Source organism: Futiania mangrovi, assembly GCF_024158125.1.
GTDB lineage: Bacteria > Pseudomonadota > Alphaproteobacteria > Futianiales > Futianiaceae > Futiania > Futiania mangrovi.
Genome location: NZ_JAMZFT010000002.1, coordinates 538718 through 556918 on the forward strand (window position 1 = coordinate 538718; position 18201 = coordinate 556918).

The window sequence follows — 18201 nt, forward strand, 5'->3', positions numbered from 1 at the left end:
CCCAAAAAGGAAACGGGGCGCCGTCTGGCGCCCCGCTCCGAAGCCGGCCGGCCCATGGTAGGGCCGGTAAGGTCCGCCCGGTCAGGCAGCCTTGTTCAGCCCGTTCAGCACATAATGCAGGATGCCGCCGGCGCGGTAGTACCCGATCTCGTCCGCGGTATCGATGCGGCAGGTCACCGGCACCTCGCGGGTCGCACCGCCCTCGTAGGTGATGCGCAGCGTCAGGTCCTGGCGGGGCTTGAGGTCCTCCGAGAGCCCGAGGACGTCGACGGTTTCCGCACCCGTGAGGCCGAGAGACTTGCGGTCCGTCCCCTCCTTGAACTGCAGCGGCAGCACGCCCATGCCGACGAGGTTGGAGCGGTGGATACGCTCGAACGATTCCGCGATGACGGCCTTCACACCGAGCAGCTTGGTGCCCTTCGCCGCCCAGTCGCGGGACGAGCCCGTGCCGTACTCCTTGCCGGCGATGACCACCAGCGGCGCGCCCGTCTCGGCATATCTCATGGCGGCGTCGTAGATCGCCATGGTCTCGCCGCTCGGGTAGTGCCGGGTCACACCGCCCTCGATGCCGGGCGTCATCTCGTTCTTGATGCGGATGTTGGCGAAGGTGCCCCGCATCATGACCTCGTGATTGCCCCGGCGCGAGCCGTAGGAGTTGAAGTCCTTCACCTCGACCCCGTGCTCGCGCAGGTAGCGGCCCGCCGGGCTGTCGGCCTTGATCGAGCCGGCCGGGCTGATGTGGTCGGTGGTGATGGAGTCGCCGAAGAGCCCGAGGATGCGCGCGCCCTCGACCGGCTTGATGCCCTGTGCGCTCATGTCGACGAAGTAGGGCGGGTTCTGGACATAGGTCGAGGCGCCGTCCCAGGTGTAGGTGAGCCCGGTCGCCGTCTCGATCTTCTGCCAGTGCTCGTCGCCGTCGAACACCGCGCCATACTCCTTCTCGAACACGTCGGGCGTGATCGTGGCGCGGATCGTCTCGGCGATCTCGGCGGAGGAGGGCCAGATGTCCTTGAGGTAGACCGGCTTGCCGTCCGCGTCCTCGCCCAGCGGCTCCGCCGTCAGGTTGACCGACATGCTGCCCGCGATGGCGTAGGCCACGACCAGCGGCGGCGAGGCGAGGTAGTTCGCCTTGACGTGCGGGTTGACGCGGCCCTCGAAGTTGCGGTTGCCGGAGAGGACCGAGCACGCCACCAGATCGCCCTTGGTGATCGCGTCGGCGATCGGGTCCGCGAGCGGGCCGGAGTTGCCAATGCAGGTCGTGCAGCCGTAGCCGACGAGGTTGAAGCCCAGCCGGTCGAGATCGCCCTGCAGGCCTGCCTTCTGGAGATAGTCGCTGACCACCTTGGAACCCGGCGCGAGCGAAGTCTTGACCCACGGCTTCACCTTGAGGCCCCGGGCGACGGCGTTGCGGGCGAGCAGGCCCGCGCCGACCATCACGCTGGGGTTGGAGGTGTTCGTGCAGCTCGTGATCGCCGCGATCACCACGTCGCCGTGCGAGAGCGAGTAGTTCGCGCCCTCGACGGCCACCTCGGCGGCAGTGTCCTTCTTGAACTCGGTCTTCAGCGCCTCGGCGAACATCGGCGCTGCGTCCTTCAGCGGCACGCGGTCCTGCGGACGCTTCGGGCCGGCCATGGAGGCCTCGACCGTGCTCATGTCCAGCTCCAGCGTGTCGGTGAACACCGGCTCGACCGTCTCGTCGCGCCACATGCCCTGCGCCTTGGCATAGGCCTCGACCAGGGCGATGCGGTCCTCCTCGCGGCCCGTGGCGCGGAGGTAGCGCAGAGTCTCGCCGTCCACGGGGAAGAAGCCGCAGGTCGCACCGTATTCCGGCGCCATGTTGGCGATGGTCGCGCGGTCTTCCAGCGGCAGGTCGGCGAGGCCGGGGCCGAAGAACTCGACGAACTTGCCGACGACACCCTTCTTGCGGAGCATCTGCGTGACGGTCAGCACGAGGTCGGTCGCGGTCACGCCTTCCTTCAGCTTGCCGGTGAGGCGGAAGCCCACGACCTCCGGGATCAACATGGAGATCGGCTGGCCGAGCATGGCGGCCTCAGCCTCGATCCCGCCGACACCCCAGCCAAGCACGGCCAGGCCGTTGACCATGGTGGTGTGGCTGTCGGTGCCGACGAGCGTGTCGGGATAGGCGATCTCGGCGCCGTCGGGCGCGGTCGAGGTCCAGACGGTCTGGGCCAGGTTCTCGAGGTTCACCTGGTGGCAGATGCCGGTGCCGGGCGGCACGACGCGGAAATTGTCGAACGCCTGCTGGCCCCAGCGCAGGAACTGGTAACGCTCGCCGTTGCGCTCGTACTCGAGGTCGACGTTGGTCGCGAAGGCCTTCGGCGTGCCGAAGGCGTCGACCATGACCGAGTGGTCGATGACGAGGTCGACGGGCACCTGCGGGTTGATCCGCTTGGGATCGCCCTTGGCGCGGGCGGTCGCGTCGCGCATGGCGGCAAGGTCGACGACGGCGGGCACGCCGGTGAAGTCCTGCATCAGAACGCGCGCCGGGCGATAGGCGATCTCCCGGTCGGAGCGGCGATCCTTCAGCCAGTCGGCGACAGCCTTCGCGTCGTCGGTCGTGACCGTGCCCCCGTCCTCGAACCGGAGCATGTTCTCCAGCAGGACCTTCAGCGAGTAGGGCAGGCGCGCCAGGTCGCCGAACTTCTCGGCCGCGGCGGGCAGGCTGTAATAGGCATAGGTCTTTCCGTTCACGTCGAGCGTGCGGCGCGTCTTCAGCGTATCGATGCCGGGGGTGGTCACGGTGGCTATCCCTCGCTTTCGTCCCTTGCGGTCCGTCCTGTCCAGCGGATGCGGCCCCGCGTTCCTTGAGATAGGCGGTTGTTTCGCGCGTCTCTATAGGGCGGAGAACGGGTGTCTGTCCACTGGACGCAGCGACATGGCCGCGTCACACTCCGCGCCGTTCGAAGCAGCCGGCCCTGGCCGGCCCGCCCGAGGTGCCTTCTGCCGATGCGATCCGCCGTGTTCTCCTTCCAGACGCCGCCCGCCGCGCTCGGCCTGCGGGGGCTTGCCTGCAGGCGCGGCGGACGGGGCGTCTTCGCCGGGCTGGACGCCGAGGTGGCGCCCGGCGGCGCGCTGGTGCTGCGCGGCCCCAACGGGTCCGGCAAGTCGACGCTGCTGCGTCTCGTGGCGGGGCTCCTGCCGGCAGCGGGCGGCACGATCTCATGGGGCGGACAGGACATCACGCGCCATCTGGACGCCCGCGCCCGCATCGCGTCCTATGCGGGCCACCTCGACGCGGTGAAGCCCGTGCTGACGGTGGAGGAGACACTGGGCGACTGGGCGGCGCTCTTCGGCGTGCCGCGGGCGTTGCGGGCTGAACGGGTTGCCGCCGCGCTCGAAGCCTTCGCGCTCGACGGTCTGTCCGACATGGCCGTGCAGATCCTGTCCGCCGGGCAGCGGCGCAGGCTGGGGCTTGCCCGCCTGCTGCTGGCGCGCCGCCCGCTCTGGCTCATGGACGAGCCGAGCGTGGCGCTCGATGCCGCTTCGGTGGACCGGCTCGCGGCGGCCATGGCGGAACACCGGGCGGCGGGCGGGCTGATCCTCGCCGCAACCCACATCGACCTCGCGCTCGACGGGGCGGAGACACTGGACCTTGGCGCGTTCGCGCCCGCGCCGGAGGAGGCGTGGTGAGCGGGCCCGGGCCGGAGGCCGCCGAACCGGGTCTCGCCGGGCCGTTCCTGGCGCTCGTCCGGCGCGACCTGCGGCTTGCTTGGCGGGGCGGAGGCGCGGGGGCGCTGTCGACCGTGTTCTTCGTGATCGTGGCGAGCCTCGTGCCCTTCGGCGTTGGGCCGCAGATGGAGCTGCTGGCGCGAATCGCTGGCGGGGTCGTATGGATCGCGGCGCTGCTGTCGGTGCTGCTGGCGCTCGACCGTCTCTTTCAGGCGGACATGGAGGACGGTTCGCTCGACCAGCTTGCGCTCTCCGGGCTGCCGCTGGCGCTCGTCGTGCTGGCGAAGGCCATCGCGCACTGGAGCTCGACGGCCTGGCCGCTGATCGCGGCGGCGCCGCTCATTGCGCTGCTGCTCAATCTGCCTCTGGCGGGACTGCCGGCACTGCTGGCGGCGCTGGCGATCGGGACGCCTGCGCTCAGCCTGATCGGCGCGGTGGGCGCGGCCCTGACCGTCGGCTTGCGGCGCGGCGGGCTGCTTCTGTCGCTGCTGGTCCTGCCGCTGTTCGTGCCGGTGCTGATCTTCGGGGCGAGCGCGGTGGAGGCGGCGATCACGCTGGCGCCCGTGTGGCCGCACCTGGCGCTGCTGGGTGCGGTCAGCCTCGCGGCCCTGGCGCTCTGCCCGCTGGGGGCGGCTGCGGCGCTACGCCTCAATCTGGGCTGAGGCCCGGTGTCCGGTTCAGCTTGCGGGAGGGGGGGCTGCCGCCCTAAATGAGCGTCATGTTCGGTTACGCCAATCCCGCCCGCTTCATGCGCCTGTCGTCCCGGCTGCTGCCGTGGGTGGCGGCGCTGGCGCTCGCGGCGCTGACCGTGGGCGTGCCGATGTCTTTCATGGCGCCGCCCGACTACCAGCAGGGCGAGACGGTGCGCATCATGTACGTGCATGTGCCCGCCGCGTGGATGGCCATGTTCGCCTATGCGACGATTGCCGTGGCGAGCCTCTTCTCGCTGATCTGGCGGCACCCGCTGGCCGACGCCTGCGCGCGGCAGGCCGCGCCGCTGGGCGCGGGTTTCACGCTGATCGCGCTGGTGACGGGAAGCCTGTGGGGCGAGCCGATGTGGGGCACCTGGTGGGTGTGGGACGCGCGGCTGACGTCGGTACTGCTGCTGTTCTTCCTCTATCTCGGCTACATGGCGCTGTGGGCGGCGATCGAGGACCCGGCGAAGGCGGCGCGCGCGGCGGCGATCCTCGGCCTCGCGGGCGCGATCAACCTGCCGGTCATCAAGTTCTCGGTCGACTGGTGGAACACGCTGCACCAGCCGGCCTCGGTGCTGCGTCTCGACGGCCCGACGATCCATCCCGACATGTTGTGGCCGCTGCTGGTGATGGGGCTGGCGTTCCAGCTGGTGTTCGTGACGCTGCTGTTCGTCGGCATGCGGACGGAGGTCAGGGCGCGGCGGCTGCATGCGCTGCGGGTGGCGCGCGCGCACGGTGCTGCCGGGGAGGCGCGGGCCGCATGAGCGATTTCCTGGCGATGGGCGGATACGCGGCCTATGTCTGGCCCTCCTGGGGCGTGACGGTGCTGGTGCTTGGGGGGCTTTCGCTCGCCTATGCGCTGAAGGCCCGCTCGGTCGCTGCCGCGCTGGAACGGGAGGAGGCGCGCCGCGGACCCCGGCGCCGGGCCGCCATGGAAACGGCGGCTGCCGGGGCGGAGGAGGCATCGTGAACCGCACGCGCATCCTCGTCCTGCTGCCGGTGCTCGTGTTCCTGGGCATCGCCGGGGCGTTTCTCTGGGGCCTCTATTTCGGCAATGCGCGCGAAGTGCCCTCCGCGCTGATCGGGCGGCCCGCGCCGCAGTTCGATCTCGCCCCGCTCGCCGAAGGGGCCGAACGCTTCGCCACCGCCGACCTCATGCAGGGCGAGGCGTCCATCGTGAACGTCTGGGCGTCCTGGTGCGTGCCGTGCCGGGCCGAGCATGAATTGCTGATGGAGATCCGTGAGCGCGGGCTCGCGCCGCTCTACGGCCTCAACTACAAGAACGACCCGGAGGATGCGCGCGCCTTCCTCGACGAGCTGGGCGACCCGTTCGACAAGGTGGGCGTCGACCGCAACGGGCGCACCGGCATCGACTGGGGCGTCTACGGTGTGCCGGAAACCTTCGTCGTCGATGGGGCGGGCCGCATCGTCTACAAGCATATCGGCCCGCTCGTCCCCGGCGATATCGAGGGCAAGATCTTGCCTGCGCTGGAGAAGGCGCGCGCGACCCCGCCGCAAGGCTGAGCCGGGCTGAGCGGATTGACCCGGCCCGCGAGGGCTGGACGCGGCCCCCGATTCGCGCCACATCTCGTGACCATGAGCGAGCTTCCAGCCGACCCCCACCGCTTCGTGCGGCGCGTGCCCGACGGCGACGACCGGGAGCGGCGCGTGTGCAGCGATTGCGGCTTCGTCGACTACGAGAACCCGAAGATCGTCGTCGGCGCGGTCGTGAGCCACGGCGCGAGGCTGCTGCTCTGCCGCCGCGCGATCGAGCCGCGGCGCGGCTTCTGGACGCTGCCCGCCGGATACCTGGAGCTGGGCGAGGCGACGGAGGCGGGGGCGGTCCGCGAGGCATGGGAAGAGGCGCGCGCCGAGATCGAGATCGACCAGCTGCTCGCGGTCTATTCGATCCCACGGATCAGCCAGGTGCAGCTGATCTACCGGGCGCGACTCACGCGGCCCGAGGTCGCGCCGGGCCCGGAGAGCGAGGAGGTCGGACTCTTCGCCTGGGACGATATCCCGTGGGACCGGATCGCGTTCCCCAGCGTGCACTGGGCGCTGGCCGCCTGGGACGAAAGCCGGGGCCGGGCGGGGTTCGCCCCCTACACCAATCCGCCGGGCGCCACGGGCGACATGCGGCGGGCAGGACGTATCAAGGGAGAGGGCGCATGAGCGGACGCGAAACCGAGACGGAAACGCAGCGGAACGTGCTGGGCGAGGCGCTGGAGACCTGCTCGACCTCGCCGCTGACGGGCTTCTACCGCGACGGCTGCTGCAACACCGGCGCCGGCGACCATGGCGTGCACACGGTGTGCGCGGAGATGACGGCGGAGTTCCTCGCCTTCTCGAAATATGTGGGCAACGATCTCTCGACGCCGCGGCCGGAGTTCGGCTTCGCGGGGCTGAAGCCCGGTGACCGCTGGTGCGTGTGCGCGGCGCGCTGGTACCAGGCCTATGACGAGGGCTGCCCGGCGCCGGTCTTCCTGCGCGCGACGAACGAGGCGACGCTCGCCATCGTGCCGCTGGCCGCGCTCAAGGAATGCGCGCGCGACCTGAGCTGAGGCGTCAGGCACGGGGACGCGCGCCCGCTTCCGCCTCCGCTTCCGCCTCGGTCATCGAGCGGTTCATCAGCGGGATCTGCGCGAAGGTGAAGATCAGCGTGATCGGCATCACGCCGAAGGTCTTGAAGCTGACCCAGGTCTCGGTCGAGAAATTGCGCCACACGACCTCGTTGAGGACCGCGAGGAAGACGAAGAACAGCCCCCAGCGCAGCGTCAGCGTGCGCCAGCCCTCGGCCGTCATGGGGAAGGCTTCTTCCAGAAGGGGCTTCAGCAGCGACTTGCCGAAGCCGAGCCCGCCCAGCAGGATCGCCGCAAACAGGCCGTTCACGATGGTCGGCTTGAGCTTGATGAACAGCTCGTCGTTGAGGAAGATCGTCAGGCCGCCGAACACGAACACCACGATGCCCGAGACCATGGGCATGACCGGCAGCTTGCGCACCATGATGTAGGACGTGGTCAGCGAAACGGCCGTCGCGATCATGAAGGTGCCCGTGGCGAGCACGATGGGCGCATACTCGGTCCCGCCGATGGTCATGGGCGGAGCCTGCGTGAAGGTCAGGAAGAAGACGCCGAGCGGTCCGACCTCGAGCAGCAGTTTGACGAGCGCGTTCATCCGTTCTCCCTCTCCGGGCCGCGTCTGGGCCCGTGACATAGCGCGGGGCGGCTTGCCGTCCCCTTAAGACGTCCCCGGCGCTGCGCCGGTGATCGCGCGGGCATAATCCATCGGGTCGAAGGGCTGCAGATCGTCGATCCCCTCGCCCACGCCGACGGCGTGCACCGGCAGGCCCGTCTGCTCCGCGATGGAGACCAGCACGCCGCCCTTGGCGGATCCGTCGAGTTTCGTCACCACGAGGCCGGTCACGTCCGCCATCTCGCGGAACACCTCCGCCTGGTTGATCGCGTTCTGCCCCGTGGTGGCGTCGAGCACGAGCAGCGTGGCGTGCGGCGCGTCCACGTCGATCTTCTTCACGACGCGGCCGATCTTCTGCAGTTCCGCCATGAGGTCCGTCTTGTTCTGCAGGCGGCCAGCGGTGTCGATCATCAGAACGTCCATGCCTTCCGCCTTCGCCCGCGTCAGTGCGTCATAGGCGAGGCCGGCGGCGTCCGCGCCCACCTTTCCCGAGACGACGGGTAGGCCGGAGCGTTCGCCCCAGACCTGCAACTGCTCGATCGCGGCGGCGCGGAAAGTGTCCCCGGCGGCGAGCATGACCTTGAGACCCGCGCCCTTCAGCTGGCTCGCGAGCTTTCCGATGGTCGTGGTCTTGCCGGTCCCGTTCACGCCCACGAACATGATGACGTAGGGTTTTGCATCCGCGCGCAGCGGCAGGGGCTTCGCCACCGGTTCGAGCGTGCGTGCGATCTCCGCGGCGAGCGCGCCGCGCACTTCCTCCGGCGCAAGCTCCTTGCCGAAGCGGCCCTTGGCGAGCGCGGCGGTGATGCGCGAGGCCGCCTTTACGCCGAGGTCGGCAGAGATCAGCAGCTCCTCAAGCTCCTCCAGCGTGTCGTCGTCGAGCTTGCGCTTGGTGAAGATCGCGCCGATCCCCTCCGACAGGCGGGAGGAGGAGCGGGTGAGGCCGCGCGTCAGCCGCGCGAAGAAGCCCGGCTTGCGGGCGGGTTCGGGTTCCGGTGCGGGCGTATCTTCGGCGCGCGCGAAGACGGGGGCTTTCGTGGCGGGCGCGGGCGCAGCCACGGGCTGGGGCTCGGGGGCCGGTTCCCGTGCGGCCTCGGGTTGGGGTTCAGGTTCGACCGCGGCCTGTCCGGTGTCCTCCGGCGGACGCTCCTCGCCGGTCTCGTCAGGTGTGACGTCGGGCCGGGGCGCCTCTTTCGCCTCCTCCGGGGCGGGCTTCTTCTTTCCGAAGGGCCAGAGTGCCATTACGCCGCCTCCGCGTAGGTCCGTGTGCCGTCGTGCCGGATGTGCCGCACCGCCGCGACCGTGCCGGGGGCGAGTGTGTCGGGCACGGCAACGGTCGAGAAATCCTCCGCCCGCGCCTCGCCCGGCTTCTCCACCAGCACGCGGTCGATCTGGCCGATCTTGGTATCGAGATGGGCGGCCAGCCGCGCGGCCGCCGCCGCCCGCAGCGCCTGGGCGCGCGCCTTCACGACCTCGCGGGGAAGCTGCGGCATGCGGGCCGCGGGCGTGCCCTCACGCGCCGAAAAGGGGAAGACATGGGCATAGGCGATGGCGCACTCGTCGAGCAGGCGCAGAGAGCCCTCGAACATCGCGTCCGTCTCGGTCGGGAAGCCCGCGATGATGTCGGCGCCGAAGGCGACGTCGGGGCGGACCGTGCGCACCTTCTCGCAGAAGGCGATGGCGTCGGCGCGCAGGTGGCGGCGCTTCATGCGCTTCAGGATCATGTCGTCGCCCGCCTGCAGCGACAGGTGCAGGTGCGGCATCAGGCGCTTCTCCTCCGCGATCAGGCGGAACAGCGTCTCGTCCACCTCCACCGCGTCGAGAGAGGAGAGCCGCAGCCGCTGCAACTCCGGCACCAGCCGGAAGATGCGCTGGCAGAGATCGCCGAGCGTGGGCCTGCCCGGCAGGTCCGCGCCGTAGGAGGTGAGGTCGACGCCGGTCAGCACCACCTCCGCGAAGCCCGCGGCGGCGAGGCGGCGCACCTCCTCCACCACCGGCCCGGCGGGGACGGAGCGGGAGTTGCCGCGCCCGAACGGGATGATGCAGAAGGTGCAGCGGTGGTCGCAGCCGTTCTGCACCTGCACATAGGCGCGGGCGCGTCCGTCGAAGCTGTCGACCATGTGGGCCGCGGTCTCCCGCACCGACATGATGTCGTTGACGCGCACCTGCTCGGCCACGCCCGTGCCGAAGTCGGGGGCGAAGTGGCGCGCCTCCAGCTTCTCGGCATTGCCGAGCACGCGGTCCACCTCCGGCATGGCGGCGAAGCGGGCGGGGTCGATCTGCGCGGCGCAGCCCGTGACGATGATGCGCGCGTCCGGGTTCTCGCGCCGCGCGCGCCGGATCGCCTGGCGGGCCTGGCGCACGGCCTCCGCCGTGACCGCGCAGGTGTTGAACACGATGGCGTTGTCGAGGCCCGCATCCTGCGCATTGCGGCGCATCACCTCGGATTCGTAGGTGTTGAGGCGGCAGCCGAAGGTGACGATGTCAACGCTCATGCCGCCTGCCCCGGGCCTCCGGCCTCCGCCTCCGCCCGCACGGCGGCGAGCCAGTCGGCGTCGAACTCCGCATCGAAGACGCGGGACCACGGCCCGGTCATCAGCACGTGGCCGTCGCTCTCCCGCCAGGTGACGGTGAGGGTTCCGCCGTCGACCTCCACCTCCACGGTGCGGTCGAGCAATTGCTTGCGCACGCCCGCGACGACCGCGGCGCACGCGCCCGACCCGCAGGCGAGCGTCAGCCCTGCGCCCCGCTCCCAAACCCTGAGCCGGATGCGGCCCGGATCGCGGACCTGCGCGAAGCCGATGTTGGCGCGCTCCGGGAAGAGGAAATGGTTCTCCAGGAACGGCCCGGCGCGCGCGATGTCGTGGGCGGCGACGTCGTCCACGAAGAACACCGCGTGCGGATTGCCCATGTTGACGCAGCCCGGCGAATGCAGCGTCGGCGCGTCGATCGGCCCGAGCTTCAGGTCGATGCCGCGGGTGTCCATGCGCTCGGCCAGCGGGATCTGGTCCCATTCGAGGCGCGGCTCCAGCATGTCGACCGTGATCTGGCCCTCTCCGGCGTCGCGGCAGACGAGGAGGCCGCGCTCGGTCTTGAGCGTCACGGCGTCGGTCTCAAGCTCCGTCATCAGCAGGCCTGCCACGCAGCGCGTCCCGTTGCCGCAGGCGCCCGATTCCGAGCCGTCGGAGTTCCAGAAGGTCACGGTGGCGGCAACCTGCGGATGCCGGTCCACGGTGATGAGCTGGTCGAAGCCCACACCGCGGTGCCGGTCGGCGATGGCGCGGGCGAGCGCGGGCGTCACCGGGCAGGGGGTTTCCCGCCGGTCGATCACAACGAAATCGTTTCCGAGGCCATGCGCCTTCACGAAGCCGAGGCCGGTCATGGTCGTCTCCACGCTCGAACTGCCGCCGCTTATATGGGATCGCACGCGGCGGCACAAATGGCGCGGGAGCCACATCGGGGTGCGTGCGTGCCCTTTTCGCCGCGGGCGCGGGTTCCTAGAGTGAGGGGAAGGCGAAAACGCAAGCGAGGGGGGATGATGCGCATGATACCGCTGATCGGCTATGCGGACCGGCTGTCGGGCCGGCCGGGCGACACCATCGGCTTCAAGGTATCGAGCGCGGGGGGCGAGCCCTTCACGGCAAGCCTCGTCCGCATCGTCTGCTCCGACCCCAATCCGGCCGGCCCCGGCATCCTGGAGGAGCAGGTGCCGGCGGATTTCGCAGGGGAGTACCCCTCGCGTGTGCAGCCCTTGAAGCCCGGCTCCTGGGGTCGGTCCGACGGGACGCTCGACCTCGATGGCGCACGCGGGCTGCGCCTCTCCGCCCTGATCTGGCCGACGCGCACGGACGAGGTGTCCGACCGGCAGACCGTCCTCGCCTGGGGGCCGGTCGCGCTGGATCTCGCGCCGGGTGGCCTGCTGGAAGCCCGGGTGGGTGACACGGTCGTGCAGGCGCACGGAAAGCTGCATGGGCGGCACTGGTACAGCGCCTGGATGAGCCTCAGCGCCGACGGACGGACCCTGAGCGTCGGCGCCGACCCGCTGGGCCACGGCGGCGAGGCGCCGCGGGCGGCCAGCGCGCCGATGGAGGCATTGCCGGGCCTGGCCCCTGCGCCGGTCACGGTCGCCGCCGAGGCGTGGGAGGGCGACACGCGCCATGTCTTCAACGGCAAGATCGAGGCCCCGGCGATCCACGCCGATGCGGACGGGGCGGAGGCCGCGCTCGCCCTGCGCTGGGACTTCGCACGCGAGATGTCCTCGACCCGGATCGTCGACACGGGGCCGAAGGGCCTTCACGGGCAATTGTTCAATTACCCGGCGCGCGCGATGACCGGTGCGTCCTGGACCGGCGAGGAGATGTGCTGGCGGCACGCACCCGGCCAGTACGGCGCGATCCATTTCCACGACGACGACCTCTACGACGCAGGCTGGGAGACCGATTTCAGCTTCACCATCCCGGAGGACCTGCCGTCCGGCATCTATGCAGCGCGCATCGCCTGCGGCGCGCACGAGGACGCGATCCCGTTCTTCGTGGCGCCGCCAAGGGGGGAGCGTCGCGCGCGGCTCTGCGTGCTGGTTTCCACCTTCACCTACGCGATCTACGGCAACCATGCGCGGCCCGACTTCGTGCCGGCATGGAAGGCGCGGTTCGAGGCGTGGAATGCCTATCCCTGGAACCCGGCGGAGCATCCGGAGTACGGGCTGTCGACCTACAACTACCACTCCGACCGGTCGGGCATCTGCCACGGCAGCCACCTGCGGCCGCTGATGAACCTGAAGCCCGGCTATCTGACCTTCGGCTATGGCGAGGGGTCGGGCCTCAGGCACTTCCCGGCGGACACGCATCTGATCGCCTGGCTTCACGCCAAGGGCATCGATTACGACATCGTCACCGACCGGGAGTTGCACGAGGAGGGCGGGGCGGCCATCGCGGGCTACAAGGCCGTCGTGACGGGCACCCACCCCGAATATCACACGCGCGAGACGCTGGACGCGCTGCAGACCTACCGCGACACGGGCGGGCGGCTGATCTATCTCGGCGGCAACGGCTTCTACTGGCGCATCGCCGTGCACCCGGAGAACCCGGACATCCTGGAGATCCGGCGCGGCGAGGGCGGCATCCGCGCCTGGGCGGCGGAGCCCGGCGAATACTACAACGCCTTCGACGGGGCCTATGGCGGCCTGTGGCGGCGCAGCGGGCGGCCGCCGCAGATGCTGGCGGGGATCGGCTTCTCCGCGCAGGGCCAGTTCGAGGCGTCCTACTACCGCCGCCGGATCGGGCCGGACGCGCCGCCGTCGGCCGCCTGGATCTTCGAGGGCGTCGACGACGAGATCATCGGCAATTTCGGGCTGAGCGCCGGGGGTGCGGCGGGGTTCGAGCTGGACCGCGCGGACGTCCGCCTAGGCTCGCCCGAGGACATCGAGGTGGTCGCCAGCTCCGAGGCGCACGGGTCCACCTTCGTGCTGGTGCCCGAGGAGCAGCTGACCCACATCACCACCTGGCCCGGCGAGCCCTGGCAGAAGCTGATCCGCGCCGACATGGCCTATTTCAGGGCGCCGGGCGGCGGCGAGGTGTTCGCCACCGGCTCCATCACCTTCTGCGGCAGCCTTCCGCACAACGGGTTCGAGAACAATGTGAGCCGCGTCCTCGAGAACGTGATGCGGCGGTTCCTGAGGGACTAGAGCACACCCTTCGCCTTGAGGTCCGCAATCTCCGCGTCAGTGAGGCCAAGCTCGCCGGTCAGCACCTCGCGGGCGTGCTGGCCGAGATAGGGCGGCGGCGTCGGCGCGGTCGTGTCGGTGCTGGCGAACTTCACCGGGTTGCCGACCTGCGGGATGGTGCCCGCGCGGTCGTCCGGATAGTCGCGCTGCAGCCCGCGCGCCTTGACGTGCGGGTCGGCGAACACCGCCTCGATGTCGTTGATCGGGCCGCAGGGCACGCCGTGCTGCTCCAGCAGCGCAATCCAGTCGGCCGAGGTTCGCCCGGCGATGGCCCCGCCCAGCAGGTCGGTCAGCGCGTCGCGGTTGATGACCCGGTCCACGTTGCGGGTGAAGCGCGGGTCGGCCCCCACCGCGTCGAGGCCCGCCGCCTTGCAGAACTTGGCGAACTGCGCGTCGTTGCCGACGGCGAGGATGATGTGGCCGTCGGCGGTCGCGAACACCTGGTAGGGCACCACGTTCGGATGCCGGTTGCCCATGCGCACCGGCGCCTTGCCGGAGACGAGATAGTTCGACGCCTGGTTGGCGAGCGCCGCGATCTGGCAGTCGAGGAGGGCCACGTCGATCGTCTCGCCCTCGCCGGTGTGGTCGCGCTTGACGAGCGCGGTCAGGATCGCCGCGGTGGCGTAGAGCCCGGTCGTGAGGTCCGACATGGCGACGCCGATCTTCATGGGCTCGGCGCCCGGCGCGCCGTCCGGCTGGCCGGTGATGCTCATCAGCCCGCTCATGGCCTGGATCAGGAAGTCGTAGCCCGCCCGCTTCGCATAGGGTCCGGTCTGGCCGAAGCCCGTGACCGAGCAATAGACGAGCCGCGGGTTGATGGCGCGCAGGCTGTCGGCGTCGAGGCCGTATTTCTTCAGGCCGCCGACCTTGTAGTTCTCGACCACCACGTCGGCCTTCTCCGCCAGCTTGCGGACGAGTGCCTGCCCCTCCGGCGTCGTGAAGTCGATGGTTACGGAGCGTTTCCCGCGGTTCGCGGCGATGGTGTAGGCCGAGAGGCCCGGGTCCTTGTCGGTCGGCTCGACGAGCCAGGGCGGCCCCCAGGTGCGGGTGTCGTCGCCCTGCTTGGGACGCTCCACCTTGACGACGTCCGCGCCCATGTCGGCCAGGAACTGCGTGGCCCACGGCCCCGCCAGCACCCGCGACAGATCCAGCACCCTGATGTGACCGAGCGGTCCAGGCATCCTCACTCACCCCTTGCGTATAGCGCCTTCTCGCGCATGTGGTTCACCGCGCCTTCTGGGGCAAGCGCGCGGCCTTGTCCATCGCGGGCGGCGGCATGGCAGGCTTGCCGGGGGGCTGAGCGGCTTGCCTGGCGCGCTGGATCGGTCCACCTTCCGGCACCGGACAGGACCGTAGACCGGCTAGGGATGAGGGAACCATGGATTTCGGACTGAAGGGACGCCGCGCGCTGGTGCTCGCCTCGACACGCGGTTTGGGACGGGCGATCGCCACCTCGCTCGCCGCGGAGGGGGCCGAGGTCGTGATCTGCGGGCGCGACGGCGCGGACAAGGCGGCTTCCGAGATCGCCGCGCAGACCGGCGCGCAGGTGCACGGCATCCTGTGCGACCTGCACGACCGCGCGCAGGTCGACGACCTGATCCGCGTGGTGCAGCAGAAGCTGGGGGGCGTGGACGTGCTCGTGCTCAACGGTGGGGGCCCGCCGCCCGCCCCGGCCATCGAGATCTCCGGCGCGGATTGGAAGCTGTGGTTCGAGCGCATGGTAGAGACGCTGATACACGTGGCGGGCGCCTTCCTGCCCGACATGCGGGCGCGCGGCTGGGGGCGGCTGGTGACGGTCGCGTCCTCGGCGGCGGTGCAGCCCTTGCCGCACATGGCGCTGTCGAACAGCCTGCGCGCGGGTCTCCTGGCGTGGAACAAGACGCTTGCCGCCGAAGTGGCGGCGGACGGGGTCACCTGCAACGTGATCCTGCCGGGCCGGATCCAGACCGACCGGGTCGACCAGCTCGACGAGGCGAAGGCCAGGCGCGAGGGCCGGACCGTCGACCAGGTGCGGGCGCAGGCGCTGGCCGGCATCCCGGCGGCGCGCTACGGCCAGCCGAAGGAGTTCGGTGACGCCGCGGCCTTCCTGTGCTCGGAGCAGGCGAGCTATGTCACCGGCACGCTGATGCGGGTCGACGGCGGCTATATCCGCGCGGTCTGAGGCCTGGCTCCCGCAGAAGACACCGTCAGGCGGCATCCTCCGCCTGGCGGCCCGCGCCGGTGGCGAGCAGGGCGTCGATCTCGCCCGAGCTGAGCCCCGCCTCGGCCAGCACCTCGCGCGTGTGGGCGCCGAGCCGGGGGGCGCCGCGCCGGATCGCGCCGGGCGATGCCTTGAAGCGCACCGGGATCGCGGTTGTGACGAGCGGTCCCTCGGTCGGGTGGTCGAGGCGCTGGAAGAAGCCCGTGGCCTTGAGGTGCGGGTCCTCCGGCAGGTCCTCCAGCCGGTTGACCGGCATGGCGGGGATGTCCGCCTCCTCGAAGGTCGCGAGCCACTCGGCGGTGGGACGCGCGGGCATCGCGTCGGCGATCATGCCGTAAAGCTCGGCAATGGCGCGGCTGCGCGCGCCGGCGTCGGTGACGCGCACGTCGTCTGCCATTTCGGGCCGCCCGGCGGCCACGAAGAAGCGCTGCCACTGCTTCGTCGTGTAGGGCATGACCGTGATGTGCCCGTCGGCGGTCGCATAGGGCCGGCGATGGGGCGCGAGCACGCGGTCGTAGCCCATCGGCCCTCCCGGCGGGTCGAATACCGCGCCCGCCATGTGCTCCAGCAGCACGAAGGAGGTCAGCGTCTCGAACATCGGGACCTCGACCTCCTGGCCCTCGCCCGTCCGCTCCCGGTGGAAGAGCGCCATGGCGATGGCCCAGGTGACGGTGAGGCCCGCCGTCTTGTCGGCGAGGATGGTCGGGGCGTATCGCGGCTCCCCGTCGGCGCGCTGGCGGGCGGCAAGGTCGGCCACGCCCGACATGGCCTGGATCACGTCGTCATAGGCGGGTTTGTCCTCGTAGGGCCCGCCCTGGCCGAAGCCCCAGGCCGAGCAATAAACGAGGCGCGGGTTGACGGCCTTCAGATCCTCCCACGCGAGGCCCAGCCGGGCGATGGCCCTGGGCCGCATCGAATGGACGAAGACGTCCGCGCCCGCGACGAGGCGCAGCAGTGCGGCGCGCGCCGCCTTCTGCTTCAGGTCCAGCGCGACCGAGCGCTTGTTGCGGTTGGCGTTCATGAACACCGCGCCCATGCCGGGCGAGCGCAGGGGGGCGATGCCGCGCAGAACGTCGCCTTCGGGAGCCTCGACCTTGATGACGTCGGCGCCCATGTCGCCCAGGGTCTGCGTCGCGTAGGGGCCGAGAACCACCGATGTGAGGTCCACCACCCTGATCCCTGCCAAGGGCCCTTGTGCCATCTGAATTCACCCGTTAGGAAATTGCGGAACATCGTTTCACTGGCGACGGCGCTTTTAGCAACAGATGACCGAAACGACCACTTCGTTGACCGTGGAGCAGGCGCTCGCCGCGCGCACATGCGCCAGCGCGCGCGCATTCCGCCCCATGCCGCAGGAGGGCGCCCGCGTACCTTCCGCCGTGTGAACCCGACCCTTTACCGGCGCCGGGGCAACGACCCCGTCCGTGCGCCGCAATCACAAGACAAGACACGTCCTTGCCAAGGAGATGCATCGCATGGATTTCGAACTGACGGCCGACCAGAAGGAGCTGCGCGAGGCCGCGCGCACCTTCGCCCGCGAACAGATGGCGCCGGTCGCCAGGGAGATCGAGGCGACGAGCGAACCCCTCTCGCGCGAATGGAAGCACAAGTACGGCGAGATGGGCTTCCTGGGCGTCAATCTGCCGAAGGAATATGGCGGGCTCGGCCTCTCCGACCTCGACGCTTTGCTGGTGCTGGAGCAGTTCGTGCAGGTGCACCCGGGGGTCGCCTTCCCGATCTTCGAGGCGAGCGTCGGCCCGATCAAGGCAATCGAGAAGTTCGGGACCGACAGCCTGAAGAAGGACCTGCTGCCGCGCGTCGCGACCGGCGACGCGGTCGTCGCCGTCGCCATGTCGGAGCCCGAGGCGGGAACCGCGCTCACCGACCTTAAGACGCGCGCGGAGATCAAGGGCGACAAGGTCGTCGTCACGGGCACGAAGCGCTGGTGCTCCGGCGGGGGCAAGGCGGACGGCTACCTCGTCTATTCGCGCATGGGCGACGGCGCGGGGGCCAAGGGGATCGGCGCGGTCTACGTGCCGGGCGACGCGCAGGGCCTGACCTTCGGCAAGCGCGAGCAGCTGATGGGCTTCCGCGGCATTTATTCGGCCGACATGTTCTTCGACAAGGTGGAGGTGCCGCTCGACCACGTGGTCGTGCCGGAAGGCGGGTTCCCGAAGCTGATGCAGGCCTTCGACCTGGAACGCTGCGGCAACTCGACCATGTGCCTCGGCATCGCGCAGGCCGCGCTCGACGAGGCGCTCGCCTACGTCAAGGAGCGCACCCAGTTCGGCAAGCCGCTGATCGAGTTCCAGGCGGTCCAGATGAAGATCGCCGAGATGGCGATGCAGGTCGACGCCGCGCGCCTGCTGATCTGGCGCGCCGTGACGCAGGCCGAGCACGGCTTCCCCTCCATCGCCAACAGTTCCATCGCCAAGTGCTTCTCCAACGAGATGGTGCGCGATGTGACCGGCAAGGCGATGCAGCTGATGGGCGGCTACGGCTACTCCAAGGAATACCCGGCCGAGCAGCGGTTCCGGGACGCCTGGGGCTGGGGCATCGCCGGCGGCGCCATCGACATCCAGAAGGTCAACATCGCCGCGGCACTGGCCGGCAAGCGGTTCGACCAGCGCCGGTGACGCGGGACTCCGCGCGGGGCCGTGCTCTCGCGCGCTTGTTGGGGTGCGGGCTTCGTGCTAGCGTTT

Annotated in this window: 17 protein-coding genes; 10 read left to right on the plus strand and 7 right to left on the minus strand. The window is 70.2% G+C overall.

Going from position 1 to position 18201, the window contains the following annotated elements; all coding sequences use genetic code 11:
* Positions 1-81 precede the first annotated feature (81 nt).
* Positions 82-2760 (minus strand): aconitate hydratase AcnA, encoded by a 2679-nt coding sequence (gene acnA, locus NJQ99_RS09455; protein WP_269332581.1) that lies wholly within the window; start codon positions 2758-2760, stop codon positions 82-84.
* Positions 2761-2967: 207 nt separating this feature from the next.
* Between acnA and ccmA the strand changes: the two genes are divergently transcribed.
* From ccmA to NJQ99_RS09490, 7 genes are all read left to right on the plus strand, one after another.
* Complete coding sequence (gene ccmA, locus NJQ99_RS09460; RefSeq protein WP_269332582.1) at positions 2968-3651, plus strand: heme ABC exporter ATP-binding protein CcmA; 684 nt, start codon at positions 2968-2970, stop codon at positions 3649-3651.
* Positions 3648-4352: a heme exporter protein CcmB gene (gene ccmB, locus NJQ99_RS09465; RefSeq protein WP_269332583.1), complete on the plus strand. Its 705-nt coding sequence runs from the start codon at positions 3648-3650 to the stop codon at positions 4350-4352. The genes ccmA and ccmB overlap by 4 nt, the downstream gene beginning before the upstream one ends.
* Before the next feature lie 47 nt (positions 4353-4399).
* Positions 4400-5149 (plus strand): heme ABC transporter permease, encoded by a 750-nt coding sequence (locus NJQ99_RS09470; RefSeq protein WP_269332584.1) that lies wholly within the window; start codon positions 4400-4402, stop codon positions 5147-5149.
* Complete coding sequence (gene ccmD / locus NJQ99_RS09475; RefSeq protein WP_269332585.1) at positions 5146-5355, plus strand: heme exporter protein CcmD; 210 nt, start codon at positions 5146-5148, stop codon at positions 5353-5355. The genes NJQ99_RS09470 and ccmD overlap by 4 nt, the downstream gene beginning before the upstream one ends.
* Positions 5352-5909: a DsbE family thiol:disulfide interchange protein gene (locus NJQ99_RS09480; RefSeq protein WP_269332586.1), complete on the plus strand. Its 558-nt coding sequence runs from the start codon at positions 5352-5354 to the stop codon at positions 5907-5909. The genes ccmD and NJQ99_RS09480 overlap by 4 nt, the downstream gene beginning before the upstream one ends.
* A gap of 72 nt (positions 5910-5981) precedes the next feature.
* Complete coding sequence (locus NJQ99_RS09485) at positions 5982-6557, plus strand: NUDIX hydrolase (protein WP_269332587.1); 576 nt, start codon at positions 5982-5984, stop codon at positions 6555-6557.
* A complete protein-coding gene (locus NJQ99_RS09490) occupies positions 6554-6946 on the plus strand; it encodes a DUF2237 family protein (protein ID WP_269332588.1) in 393 nt (130 codons plus the stop codon). Before NJQ99_RS09485 ends, NJQ99_RS09490 begins: the two co-directional genes overlap by 4 nt.
* A 4-nt stretch (positions 6947-6950) precedes the next feature.
* Here the strand turns inward: NJQ99_RS09490 and NJQ99_RS09495 are convergent, their stop codons facing one another.
* The 4 genes from NJQ99_RS09495 to dapF form a co-directional block, all read right to left on the minus strand.
* Positions 6951-7559, minus strand: a complete 609-nt coding sequence (locus NJQ99_RS09495) for a septation protein A (protein ID WP_269332589.1) — start codon at positions 7557-7559, stop codon at positions 6951-6953.
* 63 nt (positions 7560-7622) lie between these two features.
* Complete coding sequence (ftsY, locus tag NJQ99_RS09500; RefSeq protein WP_269332590.1) at positions 7623-8819, minus strand: signal recognition particle-docking protein FtsY; 1197 nt, start codon at positions 8817-8819, stop codon at positions 7623-7625.
* Positions 8819-10072 carry a tRNA (N(6)-L-threonylcarbamoyladenosine(37)-C(2))-methylthiotransferase MtaB gene (gene mtaB / locus NJQ99_RS09505; protein ID WP_269332591.1) on the minus strand — a complete coding sequence of 418 codons (1254 nt, stop codon included), beginning with the start codon at positions 10070-10072 and terminating at the stop codon, positions 8819-8821. The genes ftsY and mtaB overlap by 1 nt, the downstream gene beginning before the upstream one ends.
* Positions 10069-10959, minus strand: a complete 891-nt coding sequence (gene dapF, locus NJQ99_RS09510) for a diaminopimelate epimerase (RefSeq protein ID WP_269332592.1) — start codon at positions 10957-10959, stop codon at positions 10069-10071. Before dapF ends, mtaB begins: the two co-directional genes overlap by 4 nt.
* Positions 10960-11121: 162 nt before the next feature.
* Between dapF and NJQ99_RS09515 the strand changes: the two genes are divergently transcribed.
* Positions 11122-13260, plus strand: coding sequence for a N,N-dimethylformamidase beta subunit family domain-containing protein (locus NJQ99_RS09515; RefSeq protein WP_331283307.1), 2139 nt, complete (start codon positions 11122-11124; stop codon positions 13258-13260).
* Here NJQ99_RS09515 and NJQ99_RS09520 read toward each other — a convergent pair.
* Positions 13257-14480 (minus strand): CaiB/BaiF CoA transferase family protein, encoded by a 1224-nt coding sequence (locus NJQ99_RS09520; RefSeq protein WP_269332593.1) that lies wholly within the window; start codon positions 14478-14480, stop codon positions 13257-13259. The two genes, NJQ99_RS09515 and NJQ99_RS09520, sit on opposite strands and share 4 nt — an antisense overlap.
* Positions 14481-14677: 197 nt before the next feature.
* On the opposite strand from NJQ99_RS09520, the gene NJQ99_RS09525 reads away from it, so the two are divergent.
* The gene (locus NJQ99_RS09525) at positions 14678-15460 is read left to right on the plus strand and encodes an SDR family oxidoreductase (RefSeq protein ID WP_269332594.1); all 783 of its coding nucleotides are present in this window, start codon (positions 14678-14680) and stop codon (positions 15458-15460) included.
* 25 nt (positions 15461-15485) lie between these two features.
* Here NJQ99_RS09525 and NJQ99_RS09530 read toward each other — a convergent pair whose 3' ends face one another.
* The gene (locus NJQ99_RS09530) at positions 15486-16700 is read right to left on the minus strand and encodes a CaiB/BaiF CoA transferase family protein (RefSeq protein WP_269332595.1); all 1215 of its coding nucleotides are present in this window, start codon (positions 16698-16700) and stop codon (positions 15486-15488) included.
* A gap of 274 nt (positions 16701-16974) precedes the next feature.
* Here NJQ99_RS09530 and NJQ99_RS09535 point away from each other — a divergent pair, with 274 nt between their 5' ends.
* Positions 16975-18135, plus strand: a complete 1161-nt coding sequence (locus NJQ99_RS09535) for an acyl-CoA dehydrogenase family protein (protein WP_269332596.1) — start codon at positions 16975-16977, stop codon at positions 18133-18135.
* Positions 18136-18201 lie beyond the last annotated feature (66 nt).

Excerpts from the sequence above, each read along its gene's own strand:
- ccmA (WP_269332582.1), top strand. The coding sequence starts at position 2,968 with ATGCGATCCGCCGTGTTCTCCTTCCAGACGCCGCCCGCCGCGCTCGGC.
- NJQ99_RS09470 (WP_269332584.1), top strand. The coding sequence starts at position 4,400 with ATGAGCGTCATGTTCGGTTACGCCAATCCCGCCCGCTTCATGCGCCTG.
- ccmD (WP_269332585.1), top strand. The coding sequence starts at position 5,146 with ATGAGCGATTTCCTGGCGATGGGCGGATACGCGGCCTATGTCTGGCCC.
- NJQ99_RS09485 (WP_269332587.1), top strand. The coding sequence starts at position 5,982 with ATGAGCGAGCTTCCAGCCGACCCCCACCGCTTCGTGCGGCGCGTGCCC.
- NJQ99_RS09490 (WP_269332588.1), top strand. The coding sequence starts at position 6,554 with ATGAGCGGACGCGAAACCGAGACGGAAACGCAGCGGAACGTGCTGGGC.
- NJQ99_RS09495 (WP_269332589.1), bottom strand. The coding sequence starts at position 7,559 with ATGAACGCGCTCGTCAAACTGCTGCTCGAGGTCGGACCGCTCGGCGTC.
- ftsY (WP_269332590.1), bottom strand. The coding sequence starts at position 8,819 with ATGGCACTCTGGCCCTTCGGAAAGAAGAAGCCCGCCCCGGAGGAGGCG.
- mtaB (WP_269332591.1), bottom strand. The coding sequence starts at position 10,072 with ATGAGCGTTGACATCGTCACCTTCGGCTGCCGCCTCAACACCTACGAA.
- dapF (WP_269332592.1), bottom strand. The coding sequence starts at position 10,959 with ATGACCGGCCTCGGCTTCGTGAAGGCGCATGGCCTCGGAAACGATTTC.
- NJQ99_RS09515 (WP_331283307.1), top strand. The coding sequence starts at position 11,122 with ATGATACCGCTGATCGGCTATGCGGACCGGCTGTCGGGCCGGCCGGGC.
- NJQ99_RS09520 (WP_269332593.1), bottom strand. The coding sequence starts at position 14,480 with ATGCCTGGACCGCTCGGTCACATCAGGGTGCTGGATCTGTCGCGGGTG.
- NJQ99_RS09525 (WP_269332594.1), top strand. The coding sequence starts at position 14,678 with ATGGATTTCGGACTGAAGGGACGCCGCGCGCTGGTGCTCGCCTCGACA.
- NJQ99_RS09530 (WP_269332595.1), bottom strand. The coding sequence starts at position 16,700 with ATGGCACAAGGGCCCTTGGCAGGGATCAGGGTGGTGGACCTCACATCG.
- NJQ99_RS09535 (WP_269332596.1), top strand. The coding sequence starts at position 16,975 with ATGGATTTCGAACTGACGGCCGACCAGAAGGAGCTGCGCGAGGCCGCG.